Raw genomic sequence first — 15226 nt, 5'->3', positions numbered from 1 at the left:
TTTAGAAAATTTTTAAGAATTACGAAATTGACAGTTGTTGTGAAAAAGTAAAGTAGGAATGCTCTATTTTGGAAGACATAATTGTGACACTATGGAACAAAATACATCAATAAAATTATCAGTACAGAAGTATAGTTATTTCAATTATACTTTTTGTATTCAGAAATATCACTTTATACAACGTATCCTAATAGATAATCTAGAAGAAAGTTATGAAGGGGTTAAAGTTCACATCTCATCGCAGCTAGGTTTTTTTGAGGATAATGTTGTGCCTATTGAACGCTTAGAGTCTAATACGGCTTATACCATAACAAAGTTTAATTTTAAATATAATCTACATTTTATACGTAATGTAGTAGAGAAAGATATTGATACGGTTCAGATAGTTTTAAAGTTAGATGACGAAGTATTAGCAGAGACTTTCTTCCAAATAGAGGTATTACCTATAGACTACTTTGGGGGAGTGGAGCTTTTTCCACAATTGCTAGCGTCGTATATCTTACCTAATCACGATGTTATTTATCCTATTAAGTCTAATGCTGTTAGAATATTAGAGAAGAATAAGCTAGTTCCTTCCTTCGAAGGGTATCAGTCAGGTAGTCGTGAACGCGTATTACAGATGGTATCCGCTATTTACCGTTCTATACAAAGTATGGATTTAGTATATAGTGCATTACCTCCAAGTTATGAGCGTACAGGCCAGCGTATTCGATTATTAGATCAAGTGATAGAGACCAAGTTTGGTAACTGTATGGATATAACATTGCTCTTTGCAGCATGTCTAGAAGCGATAGACTTAAATCCTATTCTTATTCTGACACGTGGGCATATATTTGTGGGTGTTTGGTTAGTTGAGGATAGATTTGATTCTATGGTTAATTATAATCAGACAGCGATTACTAAACGTGCAGCAACGAGTATCAGCGAACTTATCGTTATAGAATCTACCATGGTCTGTAAAGGGGCTACTTTTACACTTAAAGAAGCAATGGCATCTGCAGAAACTCAGCTATTACAAGCTTCTGATTTTATCTTGTCTATTGACGTTAAGACTGCTCGTATCAATAATGTATTGCCTTTACCAGTATATAGAAAGAGTAGTGGGGAGTTTATTGAGAACCATGATTTTGAAATTAGTAGAAAAAAAGATAGCATAGATAAACAATTTGCTCAGTCTAATGCTTTTAGTGATTTAGAACTAGGAGAAGGAACAGTTTTATCTAAACAACGTATTTGGGAGAGGAAGCTATTAGATTTATCCCTTAGAAACAATCTTTTAAACACTCGATTTACTAAGAGTATTCTACAGTTAATCGATGTAAATGTAAGTGATTTAGAAGATTCTTTAGCAGAAGGTAAAGCGTATACTATACAAGGAAGTAACCAGCAAGAGATATTAAATAAGTACAATTTATATTATCCACCATTACATTCATCAGAAGAGCTATTCGAAGTAGTAAATTCAGAGTTTAAGAATAATAGACTATATAGTTATTACAATGAACGTGACTTAGATAATATCTTGGTTAATCTATACCGAAACTCTAAATTAGCTGAAGAGGAAAATGGTAAGAGTACCCTATATCTAGGGATAGGATTGCTTAAGTGGTATGAAGCCAAATCTGAGAAAACAGTAAGATATGCCCCTATACTATTAGTGCCTGTGGAGCTTAATAGGAGGTCTATTAACTCTAAGTTTGTACTAAGAGGGAGAGACGAGGAGACGATGATTAATATCACGTTATTAGAGTATTTACGTCAAGAATTTAAACTTGATATGACTGCGCTAGAAGATTTGCCGATGGATGATTTAGGTGTTGATGTACCTAAAGTTCTTGCTTTAGTTAGAAAGACGATAATAGATTTAAAAGGTTGGGATGTATTAGATCAGATTATCTTAGGGACTTTTTCGTTTAATAAATTGATTTTATGGCAAGATATTTCTAAATATGCAGATAAGCTTCAAAAGAGCTCTATTGTTAATAGTTTATTGAATGGTAGTCTGTCAGAATCAATAAAAGTACTCGATAGTAATGATGATGAGTTAGAACAATTGACATCATCAGAATTGACATTACCTATCTCTACTGATAATTCTCAATTAGAAGCAGTTAGAAATGCACATGCTAATAAAAGTTTTGTCTTACATGGGCCTCCAGGTACAGGTAAATCTCAGACAATCACTAATATCATTGCAGATGCATTAGCAAATGGGAAGAAAGTATTATTTGTAGCTGCTAAAAAGGCTGCACTAGATGTAGTACACCATCGATTAGAAAAGATAGGATTAGGACCATTCTGTTTGGAATTGCATTCTAATAAAACACGTAAATCTGATGTATTAGCGCAGTTCGAAGCTACATTAGAAGTGCCAAAATATAAGGGTAACTATGACTTCAAGAAAGCTTCGAATAGAATAGATCAACGCAAAGCAGAGTTGAGAAAGTATATAACTCAGCTACATCAACGTTTTAGTATTGGATGGAGTTTATATGATACCATAGCCTATTTAGAGCTTAACCATGTGGCTGTTAATAGCGATTTACTTGTGGATATTGATTTAAATGAGATTACACAGTCTACTTATACAAGTTGGAAGGATTGGATAGTACAGTTTGCCTCTATATGTCAGCGCATAGAGAGTCCTTTGTCACATCCTTTGCGTTCTTTAACGATAAAAGAACATAAATACGATATCCAGAGTACGGTTAAGACTGTATTGTCTGATTATAAATATACAGCTCGTGAATATGAGCAAATCAGCGCTGAGTTTAACTTTAAACTTTTATCTGATAAAAGAATTGAGACTAATAGCTTACAGACGATGTTTGAATTATTAGCTAAGAGCAATTTATCTTATGAGTTAATTGACTTATACTTTGATGCTAATCAATTCTATCTGTTACACAATTGGATGGAGTTACATCAGAAATGCATACGCATAGAGGATTCAATTACTCAACAGTTTAATAAGAAAATACTTGAAGTAGATCTATCACTTCAAGAACAAGAGTGGAATAAATCTAAGCACCTTTGGTTTTTGCCTAAATGGTTTAAGCAGAGAAAAGTAAAGTCTTTCTTAAATGGATATTCTAAAACAAAGATTAAATCAGAGCATGATGTTAATCTTCTATTTAATCAATTAGAAGATTTCAAGAGATTAAAGTTAAGTAGTGAGGACTCTAATTACAGGGATATTAATAGACTGTCTAAAATCTACTATACTAATGATAGATTAGATTTTGAGGCTATTTATACAGAAATAGAGAATCTAAGTGGACTTTCTAAATTGGCTCAACAGCATGGTTATTATGGTATAGATAAATGGTTATTAGATTTTTATAGAAACCAAAATGTAAGAAGAGGAATCTCAGAGATTACGACATTCTTAAAAACATTTATAATGAAATATCACGAGGTCCAATCATTTTCTTTAACAGCACCTTTAAGTGATGAAGTAGATGGTATCTTAGCTAACCTTGATAAATTAAGTGATTGGATTAACTATAATGTCTATAAAGAAGAAGGAACTAAACTTGGACTAGATTGGTTTATTGATTTATTAGAAGAAGGTAGAATAGAAAAGGATAATTTAGAGGTAGAACTTGAGCGAATATTGCACATCAATTTATTTATTAAAACAGTAAGTAACTCTTTTGCACTTAGTGGTTTTGACGCTAAGATATATGAGACTCTAATCAAACAGTATAACGATATTCACAATGAGTATACCGAATTAAATAAGAGTCAATTAGTATTAAAATTAAGCAGTCGTATTCCTAGATCATTTTTTGACTCTATTCAGAGTTCAGAATTAGGAATGCTAAAACGTGCTATTCGCAGTAGGGGAAGAGGATTGAGTTTGAGAAAACTATTCGATCAGATGCCTAATTTACTTTCTCGTTTAAAGCCGTGTATGTTGATGAGTCCTATTTCGGTAGCACAGTACTTTGATGTTAGTACAGAGCATTTCGACTTGGTTATTTTTGACGAAGCTTCTCAGTTGCCAACAGCAGAGGCTATTAGTGCCTTAGCTAGAGCTAAGCAGGCTATTATCGTAGGAGATCCTAAGCAGATGCCTCCGACTAGTTTCTTTGTCTCTAATAAGGTAGATGAAGATAATTTAGAACTAGAAGACCTAGAAAGTATTCTAGATGATTGTTTGGCTCTGTCATTGCCATCTAAGTATTTGTTAAGACACTATAGAAGTAAGCACGAGAGTTTGATATCATTCAGTAATGCTAATTTCTATGACAATAAGTTATTGACTTTCCCGTCTAAGGATGACTTAGATAAGAAAGTAACTTTTGAATTTATAGAAGGCGGTATGTATGAGAAAGGAAAGTCTCGTACAAATAAAAAAGAAGCTATAGCTATCGTTGAATATATAAAACAGCACTATAGTCAAATAAAACCTAAGACTCTAGGTGTAGTGACTTTTAGCCAAACTCAACAGACTTTGATAGAAGATATGTTGTCAGATATGTTGATAAAGAATCCTGCTGTAGAAGAGAAAATGCTAGGAGCTTCAGAATCTCTTTTTATCAAAAACTTAGAGAATGTACAAGGAGATGAGCGTGATATTATATTGTTTTCTATAGGGTATGGCCCTGATGAAGAAGGCAAGGTATCTATGAATTTCGGACCGTTAAATAGAGATGGAGGATGGAGACGTCTTAACGTAGCTGTGACAAGAGCGAGATATGAAATGAAGATATTTTCTTCGCTTAAAGGAGATCAGATAGACCTTAGACGTACTAATGCAGAAGGAGTGAAGGGATTGAAGAATTTCTTAGACTTTGCAGAGAAAGGATATGTGAATATTACTGAGAATGAATCTGTTAAACAAAGTGATAAATTGATTCAATCCATTGCTACTTATCTTAAAGAGAATGGATTTGATGTTAAAACGAATATTGGAACCTCTAGTTATCGATTAGATATAGGTGTCGTTGATAAGAATAATCCGAATGAGTATGTAATGGGAATCCTAGTAGATGGATTAAATTACTACAACGCAAAAACAACCAATGATAGAGAACTATTAATTCCTGGTGTATTAAAAGGGCTTGGATGGAATATATACCGTATATGGACGATTGATTGGTTTAAGAATAAGGAGTTAATTCTAAAAGATTTACAAGCTAAGATAGATGAGACCTATCAGAAGGTTGAAGAAGTGGAGATGGAGACCGGATCAAATGATTTTATTAGCAAACATTTAATCGAAGTGACTGATAAGGCGGCTGTATCTAGACAAAGGCCTTATGAATCTGCTAACTTTAATGCTATAGCTGATGGTAACTCTGAGACAATATACCTTCAAAACAATAGAAATCTAGTACAGAATCAATTGTATCAAATTATTCAGACAGAAGGGCCTATTAGTCAGAACTACTTGTTTAAAAAGATGATGACTATATGGAATATTTCTCGTACCAGTACGAAGTTGCAAGCCTATTTAGTCGAATTGATTAATGAGATTCCTAATTGTACTAGTGTGCTCTCTTATCAAGAGTTTTATTGGAATGAAGATCTGTATAAAAGAGGGTTAACTAATTATAGAGAAAATACTATAGAAAAGAGAAATATTGAAGATATCTGTCCTGAGGAGATAGAGGCAGCGATAATAGAGTTGCTAGAAACTAACTTTAGTGTGCCACATGAAGATTTGATTAAAGCTATCGGAAGAGTTTTTGATTTTACTAAGTTAGGAAGTCAGATGGATCAAGTGATTCAACATGTGATTCAAAAGATGATGGTAGAGGACAAGATTATTAATCAATTTGACAAAATCATTCTAAAAGAATAATCACACGATAGAAAGAGTTTATAGATATGCCTTGATAGTTCCTATAAATTCTCCTATTTTTACGTAATCAATTAAATTAGGAAGAAGATGAAGACATTAGAAGCAGGGCAGAAAGCTCCAGCGTTTAAAGCATTAGACCAATCAGGAAAAGTACATCAGTTAAGTGATTATAAAGGAAAGAAATTAGTAGTATTCTTCTATCCAAAAGCAAGTACACCAGGATGTACTTGGGAAGCTTGTAACTTGCGTGACAATTACGCAGAGTTAAAAGCAAAGGGATTTGAATTACTAGGTGTTAGTGCTGACTCAGCTGCTAAGCAACAGAAATTTATTGAGAAGAATAACTTGCCATTTCCCTTATTAGCTGATGAAGAGAAAGAAGTGTTAAATGCTTTCGGTGTTTGGGGACCTAAGAAATTCATGGGACGTACGTATGACGGTATTCATAGAATGACGTTTTTAATTAATGAAGAGGGAGTTATATCTGACGTGATTAGTAAAGTAAAGACTAAAGACCACGCTGCTCAGATTTTAGAGACAGTATAAGTTTCTAAAAGATAATTATAAAAAAGACAGTATCTAATCGATTAGATACTGTCTTTTTTCGTTAGCGAGTTAGAATATCATGTGATAGTATCTCCCTTTTTTCAGCTAATCTATGAGGAATATAGGGGGTATTCTAAGGTGAAATAATACAACTTTCAATAAATTGTATTACGTTTGAGGAAATAAAAAAGAAGAATGAAAGAAAAGATTGATAAGGGAGATTTATATCTTCTAAAAGAGCATAGCTCACTCTCAGATTCTCAGTTAGGAGAATTGTTGGAGCAGAAGAGTTATGCTAATATCACAGATTGGCAGAAGTTTTTCAAGTATTTGACACTTGCCTTAGGGGCAGGTTTCTTACTATCAGGTATAGTGTTTTTCTTTGCATACAATTGGGCTGACCTACATAAAAACATTAAGTTTTTACTTGTATTCACTCTTTTAACTGTCAGTGTTATAGGAGCCGTGTACCCTAAATTGAATGCTGTTGTAAGACAAGTTAGTTTGTTAAGTGCGAGTATATTAGTTGGGGTGTTATTTGCTGTTTATGGTCAAGTGTATCAGACAGGAGCTAATGCTTATGATTTATTCTTTATGTGGGTATTAGCCATTACACTATGGACCGTATTGAGCAGATTTTCTCCTCAGTGGTTATTCTATGCTGTGCTAGTTAACACAACTTTAATTCTTTATTTCTTACAAGTAACGAGTGATGATCTATTGTTTTATAGTGGATTATTTCTTTTATTATTGAATGTAGTATTATATGTTGTACCACTTATTCTAGGGAAGGTGTATACATATCCTATAGAGAGTTATTATACAGGAATTATGACTTTTGCTTGTTCTGCTATTTCTACTATGGGTATTATCACTTTTATCTTTGTCAACTACGATCGTTATTCAAGAGCTGACTTAAAAGGATTGTATTTACTCTTAGTAGCCGGATCTGTATGGCTTATAGGTAGTTTTATGAGATGTCTAAAGACAAAGGATTTATTGATATTTAGCTATTTTTTAATTGCAATATTTTCTATTGTATTTAGCATTCTAATTAGAATAGCTGATTTTAATGATGGAGCTTTACTTCTATATGCTATATATAGTGTAGGAGGAACTTTTGCGATAGTGAAGTTGATTATGAACCAGAAAAAAGTGTGGAGCTATGAGTAATAGTATATTTAAAAGTCTAGTTTCTACTTTGCTACAAGAAGGGGTAGAAATAGATCAACAAGCATTATCAATAGCAAAAGATAAGGTAGCACTAAAATCTATTATCATAAGAGTGATCTCAGTGATGGGAAGTTTATTAGGTTTAGCCTTATTTATTGGTTTTATTGCTATGGTAGCGTCTGACTTTTTTAATAATAACACAGCCTTTATCATCATGGGGTTGTTGTTTTTAGGAGGAGCCTATGCATTGAATAGAAGTAAAGATAGTGCTATAACAGATAGTTTAGTTGTGTCATTCTATATTATAGGATACGCTTTTATGACTTATGGCTTCGGAGATATGTTCAATCAAATGGAGTTAGTAGGATTGTTCTTTTCATTACTTACTTTATTTTTATTCAATAATCAGATTGTATCTTTCATTAGTTCTGTGGGGACGTTAATTGCCTTACAATATGTTTTATACAAATTTGATATAACACCATTCTATTATATTTATTTAGCTCTAGTTGTAGTTTTAACGACTTATCTTTTTTGGCAAGAACAAAAGGTAAGGACAGCAATAACATGGCTCAGTAAGAAGTATCTTCCAATATTTACAGCTTGTTTTCTTTATACCATAACTACAGCTAGTTTATTGCGAAGTCAAGCTTTTAGTTACCACAATATTGAATTGTTTAGCAGTATGAGATTTGTTTTTGTGATAACAGTCTTGGCTTTGATTATAGCGACCGTGTATTTAATCATACAGAAGATGAAGATTATTAATCCCACTGTTAAGGCAGTAGTTTATCTAGTCGTTATATTATTTAATGTTTTAATCACTTTAAATTATGTTGTCTTCGGTATCACATTCTTATATATGCTTTGGAGTTTTATGAGACAATATAAAGTAGGTCTTGGGATTAGCATAGTAGGCCTTGTATGTTCTATGGGAATGTATTATTATGACTTAGGCATCTCTTTATTAGAGAAATCTCTATCTATGATGGGCATAGGAGTGTTATTCTTAGGTATCTATTATTTAATTCAAAAAGGTGAGGGACAGACAAATGAAAAATAAGAAGAACATAATTATTCTAGTTGTATTTGTACTTATTGGTATCTTCTTTGTAAAAGCAGTATTACAAAAGGAAAAGACAATAAAAGAGGGGCAATTCGTATTGCTAGAATTAGCTCCTGTAGATCCTAGATCCTTAATGCAAGGAGATTATATGAGTCTTAACTATGCGATATCAACTAGAACAAGTACTTTTGATCAAAGTATCCTAGATTCAATAACGCCTGTTAGTGAGAATGAGATTCTTACAACTACAGAAGAAGAACTATCAGTTAGAGCTGTGAACGATATTGAGGAGGCTGTAGAAAAGAGCAAATTGAATAAGCGTGGTTATGTCTTACTGTCTTTAGATAAGGATAACGTAGGGAGTATGGTGAAGATAGTCAATGAAATGGGAGAGAAGAACGATAACCAAATCTATATTAAATACTTTAATTATGGAGGTTGGAGATTTAATATTGGGGCAGAGAGTTTCTTTTTTCAAGAGGGGGATGCAGAGAAGTATGAACAAGCTAAATATGGCGGACTACGCGTAGATGAGAAAGGGAATAGCGTTTTGGTAGGGATGTATGATAAAGACCGCAAGCTAATTAATTAGGAATTTAAAATTAAGAATTATTTGCCTACGGCATTTAGTATAAACAAACAGGGAGCTTATCCTCAAGATAAGCTCCCTGTTTTTTTACTTATTTCGCTTCGAAAGTTAGCGTATGTGTTTCTTCTGAAATTTCTTCTAAGTAATTGTAGTTACTACTGATGGTAATCTCAGTAAAACCAACAGCTCTTAAGGCTAGTTCAAATTCTTTTACTCCCCAAAAGCGAAGGGAGAACAAATCTATTTCAGAGTTAACTAATCCTTTCTCATTATCCCAATGCTCATACCTTAATTGAGATAAGGTAGTCTGCTTAAGACAAGATGTTTCTACTCTAGATTCTGTTAGTGTAAGCATTCCATTTTCTACATTCCACTGTCTAGCTAGCATAGGAGCTTCTGCTAATGCAGATAAAGGAGATAAGTCTATTATTAATCGACCACCTTCTTTTAGAGCTGATTTAAAACGTTTTAATACTTCAATAGCTTCGTCAGTATCCGTAATAAGCTGAAATGATCCTGCAGGGATTATAATTGCTTCATAAGGGATAGTAGAGGTGAAGGTATTAAACATTTCTTGTCTAAAGACACCATCGAGACCTCTTTGTTTACATTCTTGCTCACAGTAAGAAAGCATTGCTGCAGAAGCGTCAAATCCTTCTATTTTTAACCCTTTTTCTAATAGAGGGATTAGTATTCTTCCATTTCCACATGCAGGCTCTAGGATTACTCCTTCTGCGTTTTTTAATCTTTCACTATAGTATTCGACATCTCCAAAGGATCTTCCAATAGGTTTATCGATATGATATACCGATGAGGCTAGTGATCCATATCTATTTGTTAATTCTTTAGTACTCATATTTTTTTGATTATAGGACTGTAAACATAGAATAAAAAAGTCTTTTAATCTGATTTTGATTAAAAAAAAGACAGTTTTGTTCTGACTTGCTAGAGGATTGCTTGAGGGGTTCTTGCACCTTTCTTCGAGAAAACCACCTTTTAGGCAAGCAAAGTCCTATAAAACTGCAAGGAATCCCCTAGAAAGTGCAAGCTTTAAAACAACATCAGTATATAATCTTGTATAAAGTCTTTTTAATCAAAGAGCCGTTTTTAATAAAAATATCGTTCAAATAATTGTTTAAAACTAAAAGTAGATATACATTTGCATCAGTATTAACGAATATTAGTCTAAATGTACACAGCTAAGTAAAGATTGGTTATATATAACCAATAGATAAAAGGACAAACTTCAGTCCGACAAGTGGTTATCATCTTTATAAATTGACAACAGTCTTGTGTTGTCATAATACTTAGTATCGTGTAAATACATATTTTTTGACCGTGAGGAGTGGTGTACGGGCCACGTATGGATTATTCACATCAGTAAACCAAGAATCAGCCTCAGCCAAATACGACAAAGCAATTCTACTTTATAGCTCTTTCATTAGTTCTAAAACCATACTATAGTATGATTGTATCGCTAATTCAGATCTATTTTGTATACTTACTTTTCATTTATTTGTCTATCGCTTATTCTGGGTTAAATTTTAAAAGACTATGAGCATAGTTATATCAAATTTATCTTATTATCACGCAGATAAGACACCTTTATTTACGAATATTAGTTTATCTATTAATGCTGGAGAGAAGGTTAGCATCATCGGTCAAAATGGTACTGGCAAAACAACATTACTTAAACTAATTGCTAGAGAATTAGAGTTAGCGGAACCTGCCATTCATATTAATGGGACAGTATTCTACTTGCCACAAAATAAACAATTAGTTGAATCTCACACTATTTATGAAGCAGTAGGTGTAGCTGATAAGGTTAGGGCGCTCCGTGCTATACTAGCGGGTTCTGTAGAAGAAGGGGACTACGAAGTACTTAATGATCAGTGGGATATAGAAGAGCAGATCGCTAAGGTATTAGCGTATTGGGGATTAGAGATGATATTACCAGATACTACGATGGATTGTCTGAGCGGAGGGCAACAGACCAAGGTTCTCTTTGCAAAGATGATGCTAAGTCAGGCAGATACACTGTTATTAGATGAACCTACTAACCACTTAGATTTAGAAACCAAGGAATTATTCTATAAGTATATACAAGAGTTTAAAGGTACTATCGTTATTGTCAGTCATGATAGGGTATTACTTGAGTTAATGCCTATTACTTTTGAGCTAACACCTAATGGTATATTTAAGTATGGAGGGAATTACAGCCTATACAAAGAACAAAAAGAACTGCGTCTACAAGGTATCCAGAGTAAAGTAGATCATCTGTCTAAAGAAATGAAAGATGCTAAAAAAGCGGATATTAAACGTACAGAGCAAATAAGTAAAGATAAGGCTCAGAACAAAAAAGCAGAGAAAAAAGCAGGTCTTCCAAAGATTGTTATTAATGCGATGCGCAATAAAACAGAGAACAGCATAGCTAAGCTACAGGATGTTCATCAGCAAAAGAAAGAGGCAATACAATCTGAATTAATAGAGTTAAGAACCCAATTAGAACGAGATAAACTGTTTGCTATTCGTTTTCCCCAATCTACTTTACATAAAGGGAAGTTGTTATGGGAAGCTAAAGAAATGAACTATCGTTATTCTCCTGCATTTGCCCCAATATTTAAGACGAATCTTGACTTTAAAATCATGAGCGGAAATAGAATCTTGCTCAAAGGAAAGAATGGTTCTGGTAAGTCTACGCTGTTTAAACTGTTACAAGGAATTTATCTACCTACTACAGGAGAATTATACCGTGCAGATGCTAAGGTTGTTTATTTAGATCAATTTTACTCTTTACTAGATCATAGTTTAACACCGATAGATCAGTTAGAACTGGCTAATAAAGGGAAACACTCTCTGGCGGATCTTCGCAATCTATTATTTCAGTATGGAATAGGAGTAGCCTTATGGACGAATAAGATAAGTACATTTAGTGGAGGAGAAAAACTGAAGCTCGTGTTGTGTTATCTGACCATTTTAGCTTCAGAGATAGATGTGTTACTATTAGATGAACCTACGAATAACTTAGATATTATTAGTATTGAGAGTTTAACTAAAGCTTTAAGTGAGTTTAATGGAACTATAGTAGTTGTTAGCCATGATGAGAGTTTTATTAAGGAATTGGGAATAGTAGACGTGATAAATTTAAATTAAGTCAAAAGTAAAGCTTGTTTTTGACTTAATTCTAACAAATATTAATTTTAGATTTCACTAAAAAAGATTTAAATTGCGAGAACAAAAACAATACAAAAACAATTATAATGTCGAACAAAATGACTTCAGCTCATGCTATTGAGCTAGAAAATAAATACGGAGCACATAATTACCACCCACTACCAGTAGTATTATCTAAAGGAGAAGGAGTATATGTATGGGACGTAGAAGGTAAGAAATATTATGATTTTTTATCAGCATATTCTGCTGTAAACCAAGGACACTGCCACCCTGCTATCGTTAAAGCGATCGCTGATCAAGCGGGTACACTAGCATTGACTTCTAGAGCATTCTACAATGATAAATTAGGATTATACGAAGAGAAAATTACTAAGCTTTTTGGTTTTGATAAAGTTCTTCCGATGAACTCTGGGGCAGAAGCTGTAGAGACTGCTTTAAAGTTATGTAGAAAATGGGCTTATGAAGTAAAAGGTATTGCTGAGAATCAAGCGAAAATCATCGTATGTGAGAACAACTTCCACGGAAGAACAACTACGATTATTTCTTTCTCTAACGATCCTGATGCTCGTAAAAACTACGGACCTTACACAGACGGATTTATCCGTGTAGCTTATAATGATGTAGAGGCTTTAAAAGCTGCTATGGAAGCTAACAAAGGAATGATTGCAGGTTTCTTAGTTGAGCCTATTCAAGGTGAGGCTGGAGTTTATGTACCAGACGCTGGTTATTTAACTGCTGCTAAAGCGCTATGTGAAGAGCACAATGCTTTATTCATTGCAGATGAAGTACAAACAGGTATCGCTCGTACAGGTAAAATGTTAGCTATCGACCACGAAAATATCAAAGCTGATATCATCGTATTAGGTAAAGCATTATCAGGAGGAGCATATCCTATCTCTGCTGTGTTAGCAAATGATGAGATTATGAATGTAATCAAACCTGGACAACACGGTTCTACTTTTGGAGGTAACCCTACTGCTGCTGCTGTAGCTATGGCTGCGCTAGATGTAGTATTAGACGAGAAATTAGCAGATAACGCTGAGAAACTTGGACAATTATTCAGAGCAGAACTTAACAAGTATATTGCTACTAGTAATATCTGTACTTTAGTTCGTGGTAAAGGTTTATTAAATGCTATTATCATCAACGATACTGAAGAAAGTGATACAGCTTGGAACATCTGTCTTAAATTAAGAGACAACGGATTATTAGCAAAACCAACGCATGGTAACATCATCCGTTTCGCTCCGCCATTAGTAATGAACGAAGAGCAGTTATTAGACTGTGTAAGTATTATTACTAAAACATTAAAAGAATTCGAGAAATAGTATATTTCTTTTATAAATATAAAAGCTCACGTTAATTCGTGGGCTTTTTTTAGTTTCTGAAGGTTATAAATAGATTGAGACAATTTTTGATTTATTAATAAGAATAAGGCTATTTTTGTTGTAGAGAACAAGAGATTCTCCGATGTGATTTTTAAGAAAGTAAGTATGAAAAGAGTTTTATGTATTTTATTTGTTTCAGTTTTATTCATAAACTGTGCTAAAAAAGAAGTTCATATCAATGATCTTCAAGAGCGTAATGGCCTGATGTATGAAGTGAATTCAAAAGAAGTGTTTACAGGAAGTGCAAAGAGTTATTATGCCAATGGAAAAGTAGATTTAGAAGAAAACTATACGCAAGGAAAGTTAGATGGAATAACAAAACGTTATTATGAAGATGGACACGTAAAAGCGGAGGCAAACTATAAGAATGGGGTATTAGATGGCAGTTTTAAAGAATATTATAAGAGTGGAAAGCTAGAGCTAGAGAAAACGTATAAGGCTGGAAAGTTAGAGGGAAGTAAGAAAAGTTATTTTGAGGATGGACAAGCTGCAATTGAAATGACGTATAAGCATGGCGAACTTGAGGGAGTTACTAAGAAGTATTATGAAGATGGGCAACTAGAGATAGAAATGACGTATAAGAATGGGGTAGAACACGGTATTACCAAAGGATACTATGAGCATGGTCAAGTAAAAGTAGAGGCGAGTTATAAGAATGGAGAACTGGATGGGGTGAGTAAAGAGTATTATAAAAACGGACAATTACAAGGCGAAACAAGTTATAAGGATGGTGTCTTAGACGGAATGATGAAAGGATATTATGAGGATGGAAGATTAAAAGGTGAGGCAAATTATAAGAATGGAGTAATAGACGGAGAAATAAAGAGGTATTAATCAAGAGAGGTATCTTAAAGCTTCTTTATTTGAAGTTGTTTAATATTTATTCTATAAGAACTTAAATGAAGCAATTGAATTTACATTTGATGTTGCTGACGAAGAAGGTTTAGATGTTTATAACAAATTAAAAGAAGGATATGAATTAGAATATGAATTAGAGATTTCTAATTTATTTGAGAAAATAGAGTATTTAAATAAAACTGCAATTGCAAGGCGTTTAAACATTAATCCTTCTTTGTTTAGAACATATACTACCAATAAAGATGTATATATATCTGAGAAAAGAGCAAAAGAAATTGAGGAGGGATTACATCAATTAGGAGAAGAGCTATTAGCAATTAAATTATAATCAAGTAAGAGACTGTTTTAGAAAGCAGTCTCTTTTTTTATAAATATAGTTGAACTTAATTAACTATAAGTGCAGAATAACTTGTTTAAAGTGAAAAAAGCGTTTTAAAAATCCATATACTGTTATTTTTTATTTAAGAATAACTTTTTAAAGAGTAATTATCGTAAATTGCTCCAACATTATTAAACATAGATTATGTTAGCAAGAGTAGTAGTAACCTGAGTTCGATTATAACAAGGCTAATTGATTAGTTATTACTTTCTCATATCTAATGGCAGGTTTCTTAGGCAAG

9 protein-coding genes are annotated in these 15226 nt (G+C 33.2%); 8 read left to right on the top strand and 1 reads right to left on the bottom strand.

The annotated features are described in order from the left end of the window. The first annotated feature begins 91 nt into the window (after positions 1–91). The 5 genes from HX049_RS10220 to HX049_RS10200 all read left to right on the top strand — a co-directional run bounded on the left by HX049_RS10220 (position 92) and on the right by HX049_RS10200 (position 9189). Positions 92–5812: a DUF3320 domain-containing protein gene (locus HX049_RS10220; RefSeq protein WP_286415708.1), complete on the top strand. Its 5721-nt coding sequence runs from the start codon at positions 92–94 to the stop codon at positions 5810–5812. 87 nt (positions 5813–5899) lie between these two features. Continuing rightward, complete coding sequence (gene bcp, locus HX049_RS10215) at positions 5900–6358, top strand: thioredoxin-dependent thiol peroxidase (RefSeq protein WP_286415707.1); 459 nt, start codon at positions 5900–5902, stop codon at positions 6356–6358. A 195-nt stretch (positions 6359–6553) separates the two neighbouring features. Continuing rightward, positions 6554–7531, top strand: a complete 978-nt coding sequence (locus tag HX049_RS10210) for a DUF2157 domain-containing protein (protein ID WP_286415706.1) — start codon at positions 6554–6556, stop codon at positions 7529–7531. Next, positions 7524–8594 (top strand): DUF4401 domain-containing protein, encoded by a 1071-nt coding sequence (locus tag HX049_RS10205; protein WP_286415704.1) that lies wholly within the window; start codon positions 7524–7526, stop codon positions 8592–8594. Before HX049_RS10210 ends, HX049_RS10205 begins: the two co-directional genes overlap by 8 nt. After that, positions 8584–9189 (top strand): GDYXXLXY domain-containing protein, encoded by a 606-nt coding sequence (locus HX049_RS10200; protein ID WP_286415703.1) that lies wholly within the window; start codon positions 8584–8586, stop codon positions 9187–9189. The genes HX049_RS10205 and HX049_RS10200 overlap by 11 nt, the downstream gene beginning before the upstream one ends. An 88-nt stretch (positions 9190–9277) precedes the next feature. On the opposite strand, the gene HX049_RS10195 is transcribed toward HX049_RS10200, so the two are convergent. Beyond that, a complete protein-coding gene (locus HX049_RS10195) occupies positions 9278–10042 on the bottom strand; it encodes a class I SAM-dependent methyltransferase (RefSeq protein ID WP_286415702.1) in 765 nt (254 codons plus the stop codon). Positions 10043–10740: 698 nt separating this feature from the next. Between HX049_RS10195 and HX049_RS10190 the strand changes: the two genes are divergently transcribed. From HX049_RS10190 to HX049_RS10180, 3 genes are all read left to right on the top strand, one after another. After that, positions 10741–12339: an ABC-F family ATP-binding cassette domain-containing protein gene (locus HX049_RS10190; RefSeq protein ID WP_286415701.1), complete on the top strand. Its 1599-nt coding sequence runs from the start codon at positions 10741–10743 to the stop codon at positions 12337–12339. A 107-nt stretch (positions 12340–12446) separates the two neighbouring features. Further along, positions 12447–13688 (top strand): ornithine--oxo-acid transaminase, encoded by a 1242-nt coding sequence (gene rocD / locus HX049_RS10185; protein WP_286415700.1) that lies wholly within the window; start codon positions 12447–12449, stop codon positions 13686–13688. A 165-nt stretch (positions 13689–13853) separates the two neighbouring features. Next, positions 13854–14582 (top strand): toxin-antitoxin system YwqK family antitoxin, encoded by a 729-nt coding sequence (locus HX049_RS10180; protein ID WP_286415699.1) that lies wholly within the window; start codon positions 13854–13856, stop codon positions 14580–14582. Positions 14583–15226 lie beyond the last annotated feature (644 nt).

Source organism: Myroides odoratimimus, from assembly GCF_030326305.1.
Taxonomy (GTDB): domain Bacteria; phylum Bacteroidota; class Bacteroidia; order Flavobacteriales; family Flavobacteriaceae; genus Flavobacterium; species Flavobacterium odoratimimum_A.
The sequence above is the reverse complement of the archived record's forward strand: the minus strand, read 5'-3'. Positions and strand labels throughout refer to the sequence as shown.

Excerpts from the sequence above, each read along its gene's own strand:
- HX049_RS10220 (WP_286415708.1), top strand. The coding sequence starts at position 92 with ATGGAACAAAATACATCAATAAAATTATCAGTACAGAAGTATAGTTAT.
- bcp (WP_286415707.1), top strand. The coding sequence starts at position 5,900 with ATGAAGACATTAGAAGCAGGGCAGAAAGCTCCAGCGTTTAAAGCATTA.
- HX049_RS10210 (WP_286415706.1), top strand. The coding sequence starts at position 6,554 with ATGAAAGAAAAGATTGATAAGGGAGATTTATATCTTCTAAAAGAGCAT.
- HX049_RS10205 (WP_286415704.1), top strand. The coding sequence starts at position 7,524 with ATGAGTAATAGTATATTTAAAAGTCTAGTTTCTACTTTGCTACAAGAA.
- HX049_RS10200 (WP_286415703.1), top strand. The coding sequence starts at position 8,584 with ATGAAAAATAAGAAGAACATAATTATTCTAGTTGTATTTGTACTTATT.
- HX049_RS10195 (WP_286415702.1), bottom strand. The coding sequence starts at position 10,042 with ATGAGTACTAAAGAATTAACAAATAGATATGGATCACTAGCCTCATCG.
- HX049_RS10190 (WP_286415701.1), top strand. The coding sequence starts at position 10,741 with ATGAGCATAGTTATATCAAATTTATCTTATTATCACGCAGATAAGACA.
- rocD (WP_286415700.1), top strand. The coding sequence starts at position 12,447 with ATGTCGAACAAAATGACTTCAGCTCATGCTATTGAGCTAGAAAATAAA.
- HX049_RS10180 (WP_286415699.1), top strand. The coding sequence starts at position 13,854 with ATGAAAAGAGTTTTATGTATTTTATTTGTTTCAGTTTTATTCATAAAC.